The sequence below is a fragment of the Pseudoxanthomonas japonensis genome (genome assembly GCF_010093445.1).
GTDB classification, from domain to species: domain Bacteria; phylum Pseudomonadota; class Gammaproteobacteria; order Xanthomonadales; family Xanthomonadaceae; genus Pseudoxanthomonas_A; species Pseudoxanthomonas_A japonensis.
In genome coordinates, this window is record NZ_PDWW01000038.1 from 1 (window position 1) to 17464 (window position 17464).

Genomic DNA, 17464 nt, shown 5'->3' on the forward strand with positions numbered 1-17464 from the left:
CTGCCAGCGATCCCACATCAGTGCCTTCTCGGTGTCGGTGTAGTAGAGCCTCTTCCTGCGCTTCATTCGCAACACTCCTGCTGCCTATGCAGCTATCCGTGTGTTGCGTCGATCATATGAATCCGCGACCCAAAGCGGACATCAACCGCTGCAACCCCCACAACAAACAGAAGGGACCAGCACGATGTTCTCTGGTCCGAGGTGATATCCCGCTCTGGAGAATGCCAGTAGCAGTTCAGCGGCGAGCGCACTGGTCGCGCAGCGCAGGTTTCCTGTCACTACGTCGCGGTCGAAAAGTATGGCCGGATCGAGGTCCAGCAGTTGGTGAGCCAGCAGGCCGAGGTCGACGGGAATGTTGCCTGAGCGGATTACGTATTCCATCGCACGGCTCCTTGGACGCGTCGCCTGCTGCGACGACGCGTCGAATGCGGACTTGGCTTACTTGGTGACGACCAGCTTGCCCTTCATCAGGGTGGAGTGGCCGGGGAAGCTGCAGAAGAAGCTGTAGTCGCCGCCGGCGGTGAGCTTCTTGCCGGGGAAGGTGATCTTGGTCTTCTGGCCGCCGCCGATCAGCGAGGTATGCGCGACCACGCGCGCGTCGCCAGCCTGCACGTAGGCGCCGGCCGCACCGGCCTTCATGCCGTCGCGGGCGACGGCGGCCAGGTCAGCGGTCTTCGAGACGACGATGTTGTGGCCCATCGCGGTGACCGGCAGCTTGCCGCTGTGGGTCAGTTCGATGGTGATGGTCGGGCAGCTGGCGGAGACGGTGGCCTCCTTAAGGTCGAACTTCATGGCGTCGTCGCCCTTGAGGCTGACGGTGCAGTTGCCGGCCGCCTGCGCCATGCCGGCGGCGCTGAGCAGGGCGATGGTGGCGAAGGTGCGGGAGAGCTTCATGGTGGAACTCCTTGGGGAAATCGTCGGATGAGGGAGGGGTGTGGGTGCCATGTCATCACGGCCCGGCAAGCAGCGCCTTGACCTGGATCAGGAAGACCGGATCGGCAGCGGCGCCGTTCACCTCGCTGCGGGCGCGGACGCGACCCTCGGCATCCAGCAGCACCAGCACGCTGGTGTGGTTGATGCTGCCGTCCTCGCGGAAGCGGTAGCGCACGTCCAGCACGCTGGCGATGGCACGCACGTCGTTGTCGGCGGGGGTCAGGAACTGCCAGCCGTCCGGCGCGCGATGGCGCTTCGCCACTTCGCGCATCGCGGCGGGGGTGTCGCGGGCCGGGTCCAGGCTGACCATGACCACGCCCAAGCGCCGGCGTTCGTCCGGCGTCAGCTGCTTCTGCACGCTCTTGGCGTTCTCCAGTATCAGCGGGCACATCAGGTGGCAGTGCGTGTAGAACATCGACACCACGCGGGCTTGGCCGCGCAGCGACGACCAGGCGACGGGGTGGCCGTCGGCATCCTGCGTGGCCGCCGGCAGGTGGTAGACCGAATCGCCCGGCAGCGACTGGGCGTGCAGCGGTGCCGCCATGGCCAGCAGGGCGGAGAGGAACAGGGAAGGCATCTTCATGGTGTGCTCCTTGCACAGCGGAAACCGAGGTTGCCCAGCGTGGCCGCGGGTTGCAGCGCCGACAGCAGGACGAAGCGCTTGACCACGCCGTAATCGCCGGGATCGTTGAAGCTCATCGCGGTGGCGCCGCAGTAGCGCAACGCCTCGCCGTCCTGCTGGCCACGACGGTCGCCGTCGCCGAGCAGCGAGGCGACGTCCTCGCTCCATTCCCAGTGCGCGCCATGCAGGCCGCGGATGCCGTAGGCGTTCGCCGGTGCGCCGGGCGCGGCATCGATCGCATGCGGCGTGCCGTCGTTGACCTGGCGCATCCGCCACGCCGCATCGTTGCGCGCATCACGGCGCGTGGCATCGGCCGCTGCGGCGTACTCCCATTCGACGAAGCGTGGCAGGCGTGCCTGCTGGGCGCGGCAATAGGCATCGGCGGCGTACCAGTTCACGTGCACGACCGGGGCGTCGAGGTCGACGTTGTCGCCGGGCGTGTCGGCACTGGCCCACTGGCCCAGGTAGCCCGGGCTGGCGAACACCGCGGGAATGCGGTCGCGGCGCCACTGCGGCTGTTGTTCGAGGAACGCGGAAAAATCGCGGTTGCTGACGGGGTTCTCCATCAGCGAGAACGAGGCCACCCGCACCACGCGGGTGGTCTCTTCGAAACGCACGGAAGAACGGAAGTCGCCGCCCTCGACCAGCCGGTACGCGTTGCCGGCATCGCCGGCGACCGCGAAGGCGGGTGCCAGCGCGAGCGCAAGGAGCAGGGTGGTCGGGGGCAGCGTCCGTGTCATCCGTTCCTCACTTCCCGGCCGCCGGCTTGGCTTCCGGATACTCGATGTCGTGCTGCTGGCCCGTGTAGATGTCCGGGTTCTTCGCGCCCTCGACCTTGAGGATGCCCAGCGAGCCCTTGTGGAACGTGCGGAAGATGCTGTGGTCGACCAGCACGAAGTTGCCGGGCACGTCCGCCTTGAACTCGACCATGGCCGAACCGCCGGCCGGGATCAGCGTGGTCTGCACGTTCTCCTGGTACTTGCTGCCACCCTCGGTATAGACCTTGTCGAAGATCTCGCCGATCACGTGGAAGCTGGAGACCAGGTTCGGGCCGCCGTTGCCGACGAACATGCGGATCGTCTCGCCCGCCTTGGCCGTCAGCGCGTTGTCGCCCTGCAGTGCATCGACCGAACCGTTGAACACCACGTAGGTCGGATGCTCGTCGATGGCCTTTTCCAGGCTGAAGGGCTGCAGGCCCGGCTCGCCGTACGCGCCCTCGGTGTAGAAGTCGCCCTGCACCACGTAGAACTCCTTGTCGACCGGCGGCAGGCCTTCTTCCGGTTCCACCAGGATCAGGCCGTACATGCCGTTGGCGATGTGCATGCCGACCGGTGCCATCGCGCAGTGGTAGATGTACAGGCCCGGATTCAGCGCCTTGAACGAGAACTGCGTTTCCTTGCCCGGCAGGGTGAACGTGGCCTCGGCACCGCCGCCCTGGCCGGTGACGGCATGCAGGTCGATGTTGTGCGACATGTGCGAGTCATGGCGGTTCTTCAGCTTGAACTCCACCGTGTCGCCCTTGCGCACGCGGATGAAGCTGCCCGGCACGGTGCCGCCGAACGTCCAGAAGTTGTAGGTCACGCCGTCGGCCATGCGCATGTCCTTCTCGATCATTTCCAGATCGACGACGACGTGGGCGGGCGTCTTGCGCGTGATCGGCGGCGGCACCATCGGCGGCGCCGTGAGCACGGCGTGGATCGTTTCGCCGGCGGGGGTGATCTTGCCACCCTCGGCGAAGGCGGGGCCGGCGAACAGCGCGGCGAGGGCGCAGGCGAGCAGGGACGGGTAAAGGCGTTTCATGGGGTTTCCTTCGATGGCTCTCGGTGGGTGTGTGGCCATGGTGGAAACGCGACGGAAGCGCGACGTTGATCTCGATCAATCCGACGGGGTCGGACGCAGGGATTAGTGCGCGGGCTTGACCAAAGTCAAGCGTCGCCATGCCTGCGACAACGCGTCGCATCTGCACTCCAGGGTGCGTCGCGAGAATGGCCGCATCACACGTGGAGAGGCGTCATGAACCGTCATCTGTTGACCGTCGCCCTGCTGGGCGCACTCGCGAACATGCCACTGGCGCACGCGGACGACGCGCACGCCGCGATGCACGCCGACACGATGGCGACGACCACGCTGGACGGCATCGTCGTGGTCGGCGTCGCGCCCGCGATGGCGACCACCTTCATCACCGACCCCAAGCTGCCGCGCCAGCCGGTGCCGGCCAGCGACGGTGCGGACTACCTGAAGACGATTCCCGGTTTCGCCACGCTGCGCAGCGGCGGCACCAACGGCGATCCGGTGCTGCGCGGCATGTTCGGCTCGCGCATCAACCTGATGACCAACGACGGCGCGATGAGCGGCGCCTGCCCGTCGCGCATGGACAATGCGCTGTCCTACATCGCGCCGGAAACCTACGACCGCCTGATCGTCATCAAAGGGCCGCAGACGGTGCTGTGGGGCGGCGGTGCATCCGCCGGCACGGTGCGCTTCGAGCGCGAAATCCCGTACTTCGCCGAGCCCGGCGTGCAGGCCTCCGGCAGTGCGCTGGTGGGCAGCGGCAACCGCAACGACCAGGTGCTCGACATCAGCGCCGGTACGCCGCGCGGCTATGCGCGCGTATCCGCCAACCGCTCCGAAGCCGACGACTACGAGGACGGCAACGGCGACGTGGTGCCGTCGGCATGGAAGAAGTGGAACGCCGACGCCGCGCTCGGCTGGACGCTGGACGAGGACACGGTGCTGGAACTCAGCGCCGGCACCGGCGACGCGCAGGCGCGCTACGCCGGTCGTGGCATGGATGGTGCGCAGTTCAGGCGCGACAGCCTGGGCGTGCGCTTCGAGAAGAAGCGCATCGGCGGCGTGCTCGATGCCGTGGTGGCCAACGTCTACCAGAACGACGTGGACCACGTGATGGACAACTACACGCTGCGCGATCCGGACCCGGCCGGCAGCATGCCCATGCCGATGGCCAGCAACGTTGCGCACCGCACGCGCGGTGGCCGCGTGGCGACCACGTGGCAGGCGGATCGTTGGGAGGTGACGGCCGGCGCCGACCTGCGTGCGAGCCGGCACAGCCAGCGCAGTGCGTCGGGTCGTGGCGCCTACCGCGCGCTGCCGTGGACGGTCGATGCGAAGTTCCAGACCTGGGGCGTGTTCGCCGAGTCGCACTGGCACATCACCGACACCCATCACCTGATGAGCGGTGTGCGCCTCGATCGCGCCAGGGTGGAAGACCTGCGCCTGCGTACCGGCGGCATGATGCCGATGCCGAATCCCACCGCCGGCATGGCACGCGAGGAGTCGCTGCCCAGCGCGTTCGTGCGCTACGAGTACGACATGGGCGGTCGCTGGGGCGCCTACGCCGGCCTCGGCCACACCCAGCGGATGCCCGACTACTGGGAACTGTTCTCGCCGACGCGCGGCCCGGCCGGCGCAGCGAACGCCTTCGCCGGCGTTCAGCCCGAACGCACCACGCAGCTCGACATCGGTGTGCAATACAAAGGCAGCAAGGTCGACGCCTGGGCCTCGCTGTACGCCGGACGCGTGCAGGACTTCATCCTGTTCGACTACGCCCGCGGGATGATGGGCAACACCACGCAGGCGCACAACGTCGACGCCGCCATCCGCGGTGGCGAGGCCGGCGTCGACTGGCGGCCCGCCGACGGCTGGAAGCTGTCCGGCGCACTGTCCTATGCCTGGGGCGAGGTGCGCGACACGGGCACCGCGTTGCCGCAGATGCCGCCGCTGGAGGCGCGCCTGTCCGCCAGCCGCGAGCAGGGCGCGTGGACGTGGGGCGCGCTGTGGCGCGTGGCGGCGTCGCAGGATCGCGTCAGCACGAGCCAGGGCAACATCGTCGGCCGCGACCTCGGGCCGAGTGCCGGTTTCGCGGTGTTCTCGCTCAATGGCGGCTACCGGTTCAGCGATGCGGTGCAGCTCACGGCCGGCATCGACAACCTGTTCGACCGCGCCTACAGCGAGCACCTCAACCTGGGCGGCAACAGCGCTTTCGGTTATCCGGCCGATCCGGTGCGCATAGGCGAACCCGGCCGCACCGCGTGGGTGAAGCTCAACCTGCGCTACTGACGCACAGGTCTCCGGTTCCGGCCATCAGCCGGGACCGTCGGCCTGCCATGTCCACGCCTGCCGCCAGCACCGCCATTGCGCGTGCAGGCTCACCGCATACGCCAGGGCCAGCGCGACGCCCGCGAGCCGCGCGACGGCGGGCGCGAGCGTCGCGACCACCAGGAGTGCGCCGGCGATCGCATGCAGCAGGAAGGCACGCCGCTTGTGCGCGTCGTCGAACAGACTGCCCACGCCCGGCACGCGGATGCCGCGCGGCACGCGCTGCCGCAGCGCGATCCAGGTGAGGAAGGCGGTGATCTCCAGCGCCATGCCGACCACCAGCAGCGGCACGCCGGCACCGAGGACGAGTGCGCCGACCTGCATCGGCGCTGGATCGGGCCACGCGATGACCGCGCTCGCCGCGAGCAGGCACGTGCAGCCCGCCTGCCAGAAGCGGCGCAGCACCGGATTGCGGCGGTGCGGAGCACGCGCCTGCAGCAGGAACACGGCCAGCGCGAACATCGCGAACGGCCACGCCGCCATGCGCACGACGGCCTGCGGCACCGCCTCCGCCTGCCACGCGATCATCAGCCCCAGCGTTGCCAGCACCGCCACCTGCCATGCACGTACGACGGCGGGCGATGGCGCGCGCGTGCCCTGCAGCATCGGCAACGTCACGCTGCCGACGGCCGCGAGCAGCCCGAGCATCCAGCCGATGCCACCGATCGAGGCATGCAGGTCGACCAGGCCTGGTGGTGCAGGCGTGCGCCATCCGGTGCGCGCGGCGAGCAGCACCAGCCCGAGGATCGTCGTGGCCACCAGCGCGATCAGCGCCAGGCCGATGCCGTCACGGACCACGCGCTCGCCGTTCCCGCGCGCCACTGCGACCAGCGCGAGCGTCGCGAACATCACCAGCGACGCGCCGAGCAGTCCACCTGCAGGCCATGCCAACGCGCGCAGCTGCCATGCCAGCGTGGCCAGCAACGCGACCAACCCCACGTTGAACGCACCGTGCAGCCACGGCACGCATCGTGCGCACGGCAATGGACTGCCCGCGGCCACCGGCAGGAACTGCACCAGGCTGCCCAGCATCGCGTTGCCGAGCAGGCCCAGCGCGAGCATATGCACCAGCACCAGCGTGGCCGGGGTCCAGCGCGACAGCGCGACGGCATCGCCGTGCCACGCCAGCCACAGGCCCGCCACGACGCCCCAGGCCAATGCCGTGGACAGGAAGCGTATCGGCAGCGCCGGTGACGGCGCCTGCGCGAAGGCGAGGCCGCTCATGCCGCGCGCGGCGGATGCAGGGCGTCCCGGTCCTCGGCGTGGCAGATGGCGATGCAGGCGGTACCGGTGGCCGCGGCATACACGTGGTAGGCAAAGCCGCCCTCATCGAGGATCGGCAGCAACGGCACCGGCGGGCGAGGTGTCAGCGCCACCAGCCGTTCGCCGCGCCGCAGCGTACAGAGGCTGTCGAGGATGCGCTCCATCGGTTCCGGCGCAGGCAGGTCGCGCAGGTCCAGGCGCAGCAGGGTCAGCTCGTGTGCCATGCATCGGCCTCCGCATCGTCCGCCGCCGACCTGCAGTCGAGCGACACGCCAGCCGCATCCAGCGACTCGCGCACACAGCAGGCGCACGCACCGAACGCGTCGGGAAGCATCGCGGTGTCGAACGCGCTGCCCATGTCCGTCAGCTGACCAGCCACAGCAGCCAGCCCCAGGGATCGTGCGCCCGCGCGATGCCGTACACCTGCAGGAAGCACAGCAGGGCGGCAGTCACCAGGCCCGCGCGCGCACCCAGGCTCCACGAGGGACGGAACGCCGCGATGCCGAGGCCGACGTAGGCGACCACGAACACGATCTTCGCCACCAACCAGCCGTTGGCGAACAGTCCCGCCGGTAGGATCGTCAACAGCATCATCGCGCCGGTCAGCAGCACGGTGTCGATGGTGTAGCTGGTGTAGCGCACCAGCGCCGCGCGTGGCCAGCGCATGCCGGCGAGCAGGCCGAGCGCACGCAACGCGAACAGCGTGCCGCTGGTCATCGCCGCCGCCACGTGGACCAGCTTGATGTCGGGATAGAAGGTCATCATGGCGCTCATCCCGGCCGCCCGTCCGCGCGCGGACTCAGGTAGATGCCGCCGATGCGGCCCACCCACGGCGCCAGTGCCAGCAGCCAGCCGATGGCGGCGGCGGCCTGCCACGCCATCGCATCCGGCGCGAGGTCGGCGACGATGCGCATCACGGCGACCACCTGGATGGCGACAAACGCGAACCACGCCACCTTCGTCATCGCCAGCGGTCGCCCGGAGTGGCCCTGCGTCACGCGCGTGACCATGGCCACCAGCAGGCTGCCGAAGAAGCCGACGAACATCGCATGCATCGGCGCACGTCCGAGGATGAAGTCGTCTGTCGCCAGGAACGTCACGCTCTGCACGACGTACAGCAGGAAGGTGATCGGCAGCCAGGCCGTGCCGATGAACAGCACCGCCAGCAGCCCGGGCATGCGCCCGCGCGGCCACCAGCGATGCACCGCCCACGCGGTCAGCACCAGCAGCGGCGCATCGGCCAGCCACAGCCACGCGTAGGCATGCACCAGTTCCAGCCCCAGGTGCACCATGAGCAGCGCCCACACCGCGCCCAGCCATGGCAGCGAGCGCCACGGCACGTAGCCCGGCACCACGTTGCCGGCGAAGAACGGGAACATGCGGTGCGCCACCGTCACGTACACCGGCAGCAGCAGGCCGAAACCGCCCAGCTTGATGCTGGCGAACGCCCACGTCGGCGATGCGCCCAGCGCGAAAGCGATGAACATCGCCAACCCCAGCCAGCCCAGCAACAGGCCGGCGAAGCACGAGCGCGCATGCCAGGTCGTCGCGGTGTCGTCGGCGAGCAGGCGACCCAGCGTCAGCAGCGCCGCGGTCCAGCCGGCCAGTGCCATCCACAAGCCGACGGTCAGTCCCGCCTGCCAGCCGGCCACGCCCAGCAGGATCGCCAGCTGCCCGCCCATCAGGCCCAGCCCGACCGGCACGTAATGCCAGCGCTTCAGGTCGGGCATGCCCATCCAGCGTGGGAACACGGTCAGCAGGAAGCCGAAGATGAAACTCGGCAGCACCAGGTACTGCATCAGGAACGCATGCAGCCAGCCCGCATAGATCGGCGTCTCGGGCATCGTCCACAGGCCCCAGCGCGTGGCGACCAGCCACAGCGTCCACCACAGCATCGCCAGCAGCACGTTGCCGGCGCCGATGAAGAACATCAGCCGGTGCGGCGCATGCGCCAGCCACGCGGGCGAGGGGCCGGGCAACGGGACGGCGGTGCGGGAGCGGGGCGGGGCGATGATGTCGATCTTCATGCGTGCAGCGTGCGCGCGGGCGCGCGGCATCGCCTTGACGTGGATCAGGCGGGCGACGATTCGTCGCCCGCGATGGCCTTGATCGGGGTCAAGGCCGGCCGGGCGGTCAGCGCCTACAGTCGCGCCATCCGCGCAACCGCGCGCCGACCACGACGAACACAGGAAGCCCGATGTCCGACCACTCCATCCACCCCACGTCCGAAGAACGCCAGCAGGCCATGACCGAGGCGCTGCGCGCCTGGGACCCGGAAGCCGAAGTCACCCTTGAATCCGGCACCGGCCGCCTGATGGTGATGACCACGCTGCCGACCGAGCGCGTGGTCGCGATCCTCAAGGAGGCCGGTGAACACGCCGAAGCCGGTGACGCCGAACCGCGCGGCCACAAGGCCGGGCAGTGCTGCGGCGGGTGTTCGCACTGATCAGTGCAGGATTGCGAAGGATTCTAGCGCCATGTCCGGCAGCAGGAAGTAATCGTCGTCCGAGCCGGGATCCGCTCAGCCCGCAACACGCGGGTAACCTTGGGCGCCGCACCCGGAGTTATCCGGACGTCGCGCGAGGTCGTAGCAAGTAGCCCGGGTAAGGCCAAAGGCCGCACCCGGGGAACGTAGCGCATTCGTGTGGAGCGCCCCGGGTGCGCTGCGCTTACCCGGGCTGCGCTGGCTCACAAAACTTCGCTTATCTTAGAAAAAAGCTTCTCGAAACGGGCCAAGTATTCGGGCTTCATGTTGACAACAGTAAGCATGGGGATAGCCGCCTGCGCGACCCGATAATGGTTGAATCCGCCGTCTTTCAACAGAAGGATGCCTTTCTCCTTTAGCCACTGGTTAATGCGCTCAACGACACGTGGATGCCTGCCAAGCTCGCCAATCTCCAAGTTTCTGCCCGCGAGCTCCTTTGCATAGGTTGCATTGAATGCGGACACGTAAATTTCCAGAGGTAGCATGTCCTCGATGTCAGCCTCTGAAGGCTGTGGCTCGATGAACATAGAGAAATCGAGAACACGCTTTCGTTCTATCAGTTTCTGTCGAACTAGATCCTCAAGTTTCTGGTGTGGCGCGCTCGCGCGATCATGTAGAACGGCCAATTTCAGTTTATTCGATCCTAGAAGAGCCACGAATGTTGCCAGCTTGTCCAGTCCACCCACCGGCACCAGAATCGCATCGCCGATCACGGGCTTTCCTTCTGCCTCGATCAGTGAAGCTATGTGCTGCAAGAGAATGAGATCAGCAGGCCCTTCGACAAGGACGTTCTTCTTAGCGATAAACAGGTTTTGCGCGATGGAATAGCCCAGTGCTGCCTGTAGCGGAAACAAGCTTTCATCCGAGGAGCCGGCGAGATCCCCACTCACCTTCGTGCCATCCTTGATCCGGTCCTCAACGACCCGCACGTCCTCTAGGCGAGTGCTATCCACCATGAACGGGGAATGCGTCGTGTAGATGATCTGGTGCTGCTGGGCTAGCTCACGGATGTAGGCGAGGAAATCTGCCTGGGCTAGAGCATGTAGATTCAGACCTGGCTCGTCTAGAAGCAGGACAAGCGCATCTTTGGTCTCGGCCCGCGACTGCACGGCATCGAACCACACTAAGAAGCTGAAGAACCAGATGAAACCTTTGCTCCGCTGATCGAAAGGCACGGTAACGCCGTGACGTCGATTCTTGATGCGGATGTAGAGATTGATGCCGGAATTGAATGGAGGCACATCCTTGGAGTCCGACTTGAGATCGAATTCGACGTCAAGGTCTTGGTTCTGTTTCCAGAACTCAAAAATTTTCTGTGTGATGTTGAGACCGATCGCCTCCAGCTTGGCCTTCGCCGACTCGTAGCCCTCTTCGCCCATCAGTTCTTGGAGCGTCGTCCCCGCTAGTTGCAGGAGGCCCTGAGCGGTCTCATCGGCGTCCGTCAATCGGCTTTCATTAATGCGCTTTTGCAACGCAGGCAGGTTGATCTTGCCTTCGAGCAGCTTGTAGTCGTCGAAGTAAAGGAATTTTGGCAAGGATGGTGATAGATAGGTATGCCAGATATGGCCGTTGATCAATCCCCAGCCTTTTGGCTTGATTACCCGAGCACGCCATTGCGCTGCGAAAGCTGCCAATTTGCTATCGGCGGGTAACTCAAGCGCTTCAATTTTGGTCAAAACATCAATGAGTGAAGCGACATCGGCGAATACTTCGCTCTTGTGTTCTAGGTCACCTAGTGTCCTTTCCAGCGCGGCAAGGGCAACCTTCTCGTCGACATAGAACCCGATGGTGCTTGTATTCCCGATGGTCGTGTCGCGCGTGAACATAGAGTTAGGCGCGACGACTTCTGCGCCACCAAAGACCTCCTTGTTTATCCTGTCAGCCAACGGTTTCTCGATACGGAAACTCAGCTCCACGATCCTTTGGTACTGTCCCGTCTCATGTTGGGGGCGATAGCGAACCAGGTCTTTGCGTGGATAATCAGCGATGTAGTCGTATTTTACTTCTCCAAGCGGCATTGCCTTGTGCAGAGCTTCCAAGAAGGCGGTCTTACCAGACTCGTTCTTGCCGACAAGAACCGTTACCTGAGGAGCCAGAGTAACTGGCGTTGAATCTTCAATGGATTTGTATTTCCAAACTTGAGCTTTGATTAAAGTCAGCACATCGATCCCTTATTCTTTCAAAGTGTTTAGGAAAAATTGGACTCAGGGCGGCGCGCAGTAAGTGAGCTCCATCTCATCGCGTCCCCCTGCACACCGGAAACGCCGGGCACCCCCAAAACCCTTCGCCCGTGCGCCGATTGTTCCTGCGCACCATGGGCGTATTGCAGTGCGGGCAGGGCGGCACGGATGAGTCCTGCAGTCCTTCCGTACCCAGAACAGGCTCCACCTTTGCCTGCATGCCTTCCGCAACGCTGCCCATCCACTGCACGGCCCGCACCATCGCCAGCAAGGTAGGCCCATCTATCAAAGCAATTGGCTTGCCTGCCGCAAACCGCGCCGCATCCGGCGTGAATCCTCCCAGCGCCGCGATGCGCACTTCATCCGCACGGTGATGCGCCAGCAACCCGTATATCTCGCGCACCACGCTGACCGGTACACGCTCGCGCCGCCACTGCTTGCACTGCACCAGGATGCGCCGGCCCTCGCGGCGCAGCACCAGATCGATGCCGCCATCGGCCCCACCCAGGCCCGTTTCTTCCACAGCGTAGCCGCGGCGGCGGAACGCTTCACCCACCAGCCGCTCGAAATCGCGCCAGCCCAGCGCGGCCATGCTGTCCAGGCCAGTGCGCGTATCCAGCAACCGGCGCGTGTGTCGCGCCCTGAAAAACGACATGCTGGCCGCGATCACGCACAGGCCCAGGAAGACCCACGCCAGCGGCAGGAACGGATTGAAATCCCGGAAGGCACCGCCCATGGCACTGTTGTGCGCGAACAGCAGCGGGATGCCGTGCGCGATGGCCAGGTAGCCCACGCCCCCCGCGCATAGCCCGACCGGCCATGGCAGCGCAGCCAGATTGTCGATGAAACCGCGACGACCACGTCCCATGTGGCTTCCCTTCTCACCCCGTGAGGGACCATAACGCGATCGGCGGGGCCGCGCACCATCGGCTCTGCGCCGTTCGTCGGGAATCGGCATGTTCGTGCATGCGCGCGTCGAGTGAGGGATGTGGACGTTGCGCCGGGAGAGCTTCCGGACGCACGTGGGTCTGCAGCTTCGGTGCCCCTCATCCGGCCTTCGGCCACCTTCTCCCCGTGAACGGGGAGAAGGATTCCCCCTCCTATGCCTGCGTAAAAAAGAGAGCCGCTGTCGCGGCTCTCTCGCTGCAACCCGCAGCAGGTGGCCCGGCCTCCCCACCCGGAGGGGCCGGTTCCAGGGTCAGGCTTCGTTCGCGTGCGCGACGGGCAGCGGCTCGCGGCGCGGGGACAGCCACAGGCTGATCACGAACCACACCAGCGACAGGGCGCCCACGCTGAAGAGCGTGTCGGCCGGGACGCGCATCCACACCAGCATGTCCACGATCGGCTGCTGCATGAACTCCGCCGAGCGCGCGAACCAGTAACCGTGCTCCAGCGCCGCGTTGAGCTGCAGGATGCCCAGCGGCAACAGCGTCAGCAGCGACATGCCGCCCAGGCCGATGTTGAGCGACCAGAACGCCGTCTTCAGCAGCTTCTCGTTCCACACCACGTCCGGCTTCAGACCGCGCAGGCAGAACAGCATCAGGCCGATGCCGAGCATGCCGTACACGCCGAACAGCGCCGTGTGGCCGTGGTTCGGGGTCAGGTTCAGGCCTTGCATGTAGTACAGCGGCAGCGGCGGATTAATCAGGAAGCCGAACAGGCCCGCGCCCACCAGGTTCCAGAACGCCACCGCGATGAAGAACATGATCGGCCAGCGGTAACGCTGCATCCACGGCGTGGCCTTGCCCATCTTCCAGCTGTGGTACGCCTCGAAGCCCACGTAGGCCAGCGGTACCACTTCCAGCGCCGAGAAGCTCGCGCCGATGGCGATCACCGCCGTCGGCGTGCCGGTGAAGTACAGGTGGTGCAGCGTGCCCAGCACGCCGCCGGCCATGAACACGATGGTGGCGAACAGCACCGCGACCGTGGCGCTCTTCGTCTGCAGCAGGCCCAGGCGGGTGAACAGGAAGGCGATCACCGCCACCGCGAAGACCTCGAAGAAGCCTTCCACCCACAGGTGCACGACCCACCAGCGCCAGTACTCGACCATCGACAGGTGCGTGTGCTCGCCCCACATCAGGCCGGCCGCGTAGAACAGGCCGATCGCCACCGTGGATAGAAACAGCAGGCTGACGATGCTGCGCGACTCGCCACCATGGCGGATCGCTGGCCACAGCGCACGGCCCACCAGCACCAGCCACAGGGTCAGGCCGACGAACAGGAACCACTGCCAGAAGCGCCCGAGGTCGACGTATTCCCAGCCCTGGTGGCCGAACCAGAAGTTGTGCTCCAGCCCCAGCTTCTGCATCACCGCGAACCACTGGCCGGTGAACGCACCCACCACGATGATCAGCAGGCATGTCCACAGGAAATTGACGCCCAGCCTCTGGAATCTCGGCTCATGTCCGGAGATCGCCGGGCCGATGTACAGGCCCATGCCCAGCCATGCGGTCGCGATCCACAGCACCGCGAGTTGCGTATGCCAGGTACGGGTCAGCGAGTACGGCAGGATGTCGGCCAGCGCGAAGCCGTAGGCCTCCTGGCCTTCCACCTGGTAGTGCGCGGTGATCGCGCCCAGGAGGATCTGCACCACGAACAGCGCGATGACCACCCAGAAGTACTTCGCGGTGGCGCGCATCGACGGGGTGATCCTGATCTTCGCGAGCGGATCGGTCTTTGGCAGCACCGGGGCCATCTCGTCGCCGTGGTTGACCGCGTAGTGCCACCCCAGCAGTGCAACGCCGAGGATCAGGAACAGCACGCTGAAGACCGTCCACATGAAGGCGCTCGGTGGCGGCGTGTTGCCGACCAGCTCGTCCGCCGGCCAGTTGGCCGTGTAGCTGATCTCCGCGCCGGGACGCTCGGTCACCGACGACCACGCTGCCCACCAGTAGAACGCGGTCAGCTGGCGGCGATGCTCGGCATCGGGCACCGTGTTGTTGCGCATGGCGTAGGCCTCGCGCAGCTCGACGGTGCCGGGGTCGTCGCTGAACAAGGCGGTGTAGTGCGAGGCCACCTGTGCGATCGCGAGGGCGCGGTCGTTGCTGACGCGCACGGTGCGTGTCGCTTCGTCATAGGTGTTCGGCCGCAGCAGCTGCTGCACGCGCTTCGCGTAGGCGGCCTGGGTGGGTTCGTCCAGCTGCGTGTAGCTGTCGACGCCCGCCTCGCGCTTGGCCCACAGGTCCAGCACGGCGACGGCTTCGCGATGCAGCCAGTCCGCACCCCAGTCGGGCGCGACGTAACCGCCGTGGCCCCAGATGGAGCCCAGTTGCTGGCCACCGATGGACTGCCAGACCTGGCGACCGGTTTCGATGTCCTTGCGGGTATAGACCACCGTGCCGTCGTCGGCGACGACCTGCTCCGGCATGGGTGGCGCCTGGCGGTGTACTTCGCTGCCGACCCAGAGCAGGACGGCGAACGACGCAATGAGCAGGGCCGCCAACCCCACCCACAACTTGCGTGTCGAATTCATGATGCGGCTCTCCTGGAGGAACGGCCGCATCATCGGCGCGCCGGCCGGGGGCCTCCATGACGCAGGTCAAGCCGGGAGGGAATAGCCGATGTCGCATTCTGTAGGAGCGACGTGAGTCGCGATCGTGTGGAGCTCCCGAAGGACAAGCTCGCGACTGACGTCGCTCCCACGCCGGCAGCCAAACTCACTCCCGCAGCACGGTCAGCGCGAGGGCTTCCAGGCGGGGGAGGTCGAGGATCTCGACGTCGCGCTGCTTGATGTGCAGCAGGCCGTCCTTCTCGAACCGGCGCAGCACGCGGCTGACGGTTTCCGGCGCCTGGCGCAGGTAGTTGGCGATGTCGGTGCGCGCCATCGTCAGCTGGAACCGGCGCGGCGAGAAGCCGCGCGCGGCCAGTCGCCGCGACAGGCCGATCAGGAACGCGGCCATGCGCTCGTCGGCGGTGTTGTCGCGCGCGAACAGCGAGGCCACGCCGATGTCGTGGCTCATCAGCTTGAACAGGTGCTGCTGCAGGTTGGGCAGGCGGGTGGCCAGCATCGCGATCTTGGGGAACGAGAAGCGGCACAGCATCACCGTATCCAGCGCGATGGCGTTGCATGGGTACCGGTCGCCGTGGATCGCGTTGAGGCCGATCACTTCGCCGGGCAGGTGGAAGCCGAGGACCTGTTCGTGCCCGTTGCGGTCGATCTGGTAGGTCTTCACCGTGCCGGCGCGTACCGCGGCGATGGCGCCGAACGGATCGCCCTCGCGGAACACGTGTTCGCCCGCGCGCAGCGGTCCGACGTGTTCGACCAGCACGTGCAGGTCCATCAACGCGCGCTTGTCCATGCCCTCGGAAAGGCAGGCCTGCGAGAACGCGCAGGTGGAACAGAAGGTCAGCGAATCGCCGTCGTCGGCGACGATGCTCGCGTCGGTGCGCGGAAAGACCAGCGGCGAGGTCATGCGGACACTCCCGGGAGGATCAGACCGTGCGCGAGAAGCGAGGCGTCGAGGCTGCGGTGGTGGGCAGGTAGCGGTCGAAGCACATCGCGATGATACGCAACAGCAGTCGTCCCCGCGAGGTCGCCCGCAGGCCGTCGGCGGCCAGTTGCACCAGACCGTCGTCCTGCAGCGGACGCAGCCGTTGCAGCGCATCGGCGAAGTACTTCGTGAAATCGATCACGTGGCGACGGCCGAGGTCGCGGTAGTCGAGCGTGCCGTGGCACATCAGCTGCTGGATGACGTCGGCGCGGATCACGTCGTCCTCCTCCAGCCGCATGCCGCGCCAGACGGGCAGATGGCCCTGGTCGATCGCCTGTTCCCAGCTGCCGAGATCGCGCGGGTTCTGGCTGAAGCTGGGGCCGATGTGGCTGATCGCGCTGACGCCCAGGCCGACCAGATCGCTCTCGGCATGCGTCGTGTAACCCATGAAGTTGCGGTGCAGGCCACCGCGCTGCTGCGCGATGGCCAGGCTGTCGCCGGGCAGGGCGAAGTGGTCCATGCCGATGTAGACGTAGCCCGCCTCACCCAGCTTGTCGATCGCGCACTGCAGCAGGCCCAGCTTATCTTCCGGCGCCGGCAGTTCGTCGGCGTTGATGCGCTGCTGCGGGCGGAACAGCGAGGGCATGTGCGCATAGCTGTAGATCGCCAGCCGGTCGGGCCGCGCGTCGAGGGTGATGTCGAGCGTGCGCGAGAAGCCGGCCAGCGTCTGCTTCGGCAGGCCGTAGATCAGGTCAACGTTGACCGACTGCAGGCCGTGCGTACGGCAGGCGTCGATGATCGCCATCGTCTGCTCGACGCTCTGGATGCGGTTCACCGCACGCTGCACCTCGGGATCGAAGTCCTGCACGCCCAGGCTGGCGCGATTGAAGCCGGCGGCGGCGAGTTCGCCGATGTCGTCCGGGGTGACGAAGCGCGGATCCAGCTCGATCGAACAGTCCAGCCGCGATGCCGGTGCGAACGAGTAGTGCCGGCGCAGCACGTCCATCACTTCGGCGATCTGCGCCGGCGACAGGAAGTTCGGCGTGCCGCCGCCGAAGTGCACCTGCTCCACGTCGCGGTCGCGGTCGAACAGCGCCGAGCTCATCGCCACCTCGCGGTACAGACGGGTGAGGTAGGACGCGCCGCGCGCAGTGTCGCGGGTGATGATGCGGTTGCAGCCGCAGTAGAAGCACGGGCTGGTGCAGAACGGGATGTGCAGGTACAGCGATAGCGGCCGCGGGATCGGGTCGCCGTTGCTGATCGCGGCCATCGCGCGCAGGTCGGCTTCCTGGAAGCCGGGCGAGAACTGCGGTGCCGTGGGATACGAGGTGTAGCGCGGCCCCGGCGTGTCGTAGCGCCGCAGCAGGTCGGGGTCGAAGAGGGAAGACAGGCTGGCCATGGGAGCAGCCTAGGCAGGTCGCGCCGTGCTGTCCTT

The 17464-nt window shown here is 66.5% G+C and carries 17 protein-coding genes; 2 read left to right on the forward strand and 15 right to left on the reverse strand.

Features of this window, described 5'->3' with window-relative positions; all coding sequences use genetic code 11:
• Positions 1-141: 141 nt before the first annotated feature.
• Genes CSC78_RS17990 through nirK form a run of 5 tightly spaced genes read right to left on the reverse strand, consistent with a single transcriptional unit; the run spans position 142 to position 3355 of the window.
• Positions 142-381: a hypothetical protein gene (locus CSC78_RS17990; RefSeq protein ID WP_162339241.1), complete on the reverse strand. Its 240-nt coding sequence runs from the start codon at positions 379-381 to the stop codon at positions 142-144.
• 57 nt (positions 382-438) lie between these two features.
• Positions 439-894 carry an azurin gene (azu, locus tag CSC78_RS17995; RefSeq protein WP_162339242.1) on the reverse strand — a complete coding sequence of 152 codons (456 nt, stop codon included), beginning with the start codon at positions 892-894 and terminating at the stop codon, positions 439-441.
• A 55-nt stretch (positions 895-949) separates the two neighbouring features.
• The gene (locus CSC78_RS18000) at positions 950-1516 is read right to left on the reverse strand and encodes an SCO family protein (protein ID WP_162339243.1); all 567 of its coding nucleotides are present in this window, start codon (positions 1514-1516) and stop codon (positions 950-952) included.
• Positions 1513-2295 carry a formylglycine-generating enzyme family protein gene (locus CSC78_RS18005; protein WP_162339244.1) on the reverse strand — a complete coding sequence of 261 codons (783 nt, stop codon included), beginning with the start codon at positions 2293-2295 and terminating at the stop codon, positions 1513-1515. Before CSC78_RS18005 ends, CSC78_RS18000 begins: the two co-directional genes overlap by 4 nt.
• A gap of 7 nt (positions 2296-2302) precedes the next feature.
• On the reverse strand, positions 2303-3355 hold the full coding sequence (gene nirK, locus CSC78_RS18010; RefSeq protein ID WP_162339245.1) for a copper-containing nitrite reductase: 1053 nt from the start codon (positions 3353-3355) through the stop codon (positions 2303-2305).
• 213 nt (positions 3356-3568) lie between these two features.
• Here nirK and CSC78_RS18015 point away from each other — a divergent pair, with 213 nt between their 5' ends.
• Positions 3569-5632, forward strand: coding sequence for a TonB-dependent copper receptor (locus CSC78_RS18015; protein ID WP_162339246.1), 2064 nt, complete (start codon positions 3569-3571; stop codon positions 5630-5632).
• A gap of 24 nt (positions 5633-5656) precedes the next feature.
• On the opposite strand, the gene CSC78_RS18020 is transcribed toward CSC78_RS18015, so the two are convergent.
• The 5 genes from CSC78_RS18020 to CSC78_RS18040 are packed head-to-tail and all read right to left on the reverse strand — an operon-like array spanning position 5657 to position 8961.
• Positions 5657-6895 carry a hypothetical protein gene (locus CSC78_RS18020; RefSeq protein ID WP_162339247.1) on the reverse strand — a complete coding sequence of 413 codons (1239 nt, stop codon included), beginning with the start codon at positions 6893-6895 and terminating at the stop codon, positions 5657-5659.
• Positions 6892-7158 carry a DUF2249 domain-containing protein gene (locus CSC78_RS18025; protein WP_162339248.1) on the reverse strand — a complete coding sequence of 89 codons (267 nt, stop codon included), beginning with the start codon at positions 7156-7158 and terminating at the stop codon, positions 6892-6894. The genes CSC78_RS18020 and CSC78_RS18025 overlap by 4 nt, the downstream gene beginning before the upstream one ends.
• Positions 7143-7292 (reverse strand): hypothetical protein, encoded by a 150-nt coding sequence (locus CSC78_RS18030; RefSeq protein WP_162339249.1) that lies wholly within the window; start codon positions 7290-7292, stop codon positions 7143-7145. Before CSC78_RS18030 ends, CSC78_RS18025 begins: the two co-directional genes overlap by 16 nt.
• A 5-nt stretch (positions 7293-7297) precedes the next feature.
• Positions 7298-7699, reverse strand: a complete 402-nt coding sequence (locus CSC78_RS18035) for a SirB2 family protein (RefSeq protein ID WP_162339250.1) — start codon at positions 7697-7699, stop codon at positions 7298-7300.
• A gap of 5 nt (positions 7700-7704) precedes the next feature.
• The gene (locus tag CSC78_RS18040; RefSeq protein WP_162339251.1) at positions 7705-8961 is read right to left on the reverse strand and encodes an NnrS family protein; all 1257 of its coding nucleotides are present in this window, start codon (positions 8959-8961) and stop codon (positions 7705-7707) included.
• Positions 8962-9131: 170 nt separating this feature from the next.
• On the opposite strand from CSC78_RS18040, the gene CSC78_RS18045 reads away from it, so the two are divergent.
• A complete protein-coding gene (locus tag CSC78_RS18045) occupies positions 9132-9380 on the forward strand; it encodes a hypothetical protein (RefSeq protein ID WP_162339252.1) in 249 nt (82 codons plus the stop codon).
• Between the two features lie 242 nt (positions 9381-9622).
• Here CSC78_RS18045 and CSC78_RS18050 read toward each other — a convergent pair whose 3' ends face one another.
• The 5 genes from CSC78_RS18050 to hemN all read right to left on the reverse strand — a co-directional run bounded on the left by CSC78_RS18050 (position 9623) and on the right by hemN (position 17428).
• The gene (locus tag CSC78_RS18050; RefSeq protein WP_162339253.1) at positions 9623-11581 is read right to left on the reverse strand and encodes an AAA family ATPase; all 1959 of its coding nucleotides are present in this window, start codon (positions 11579-11581) and stop codon (positions 9623-9625) included.
• A 73-nt stretch (positions 11582-11654) separates the two neighbouring features.
• Complete coding sequence (locus CSC78_RS18055) at positions 11655-12467, reverse strand: restriction endonuclease (RefSeq protein WP_162339269.1); 813 nt, start codon at positions 12465-12467, stop codon at positions 11655-11657.
• A 330-nt stretch (positions 12468-12797) separates the two neighbouring features.
• Entirely contained in the window at positions 12798-15071 is a 2274-nt protein-coding gene (locus tag CSC78_RS18060) for a nitric-oxide reductase large subunit (protein WP_162339254.1), read from the reverse strand.
• A 184-nt stretch (positions 15072-15255) separates the two neighbouring features.
• Positions 15256-16011 (reverse strand): helix-turn-helix domain-containing protein, encoded by a 756-nt coding sequence (locus CSC78_RS18065; protein WP_162339255.1) that lies wholly within the window; start codon positions 16009-16011, stop codon positions 15256-15258.
• Between the two features lie 19 nt (positions 16012-16030).
• The gene (gene hemN / locus CSC78_RS18070) at positions 16031-17428 is read right to left on the reverse strand and encodes an oxygen-independent coproporphyrinogen III oxidase (protein WP_162339256.1); all 1398 of its coding nucleotides are present in this window, start codon (positions 17426-17428) and stop codon (positions 16031-16033) included.
• Positions 17429-17464 lie beyond the last annotated feature (36 nt).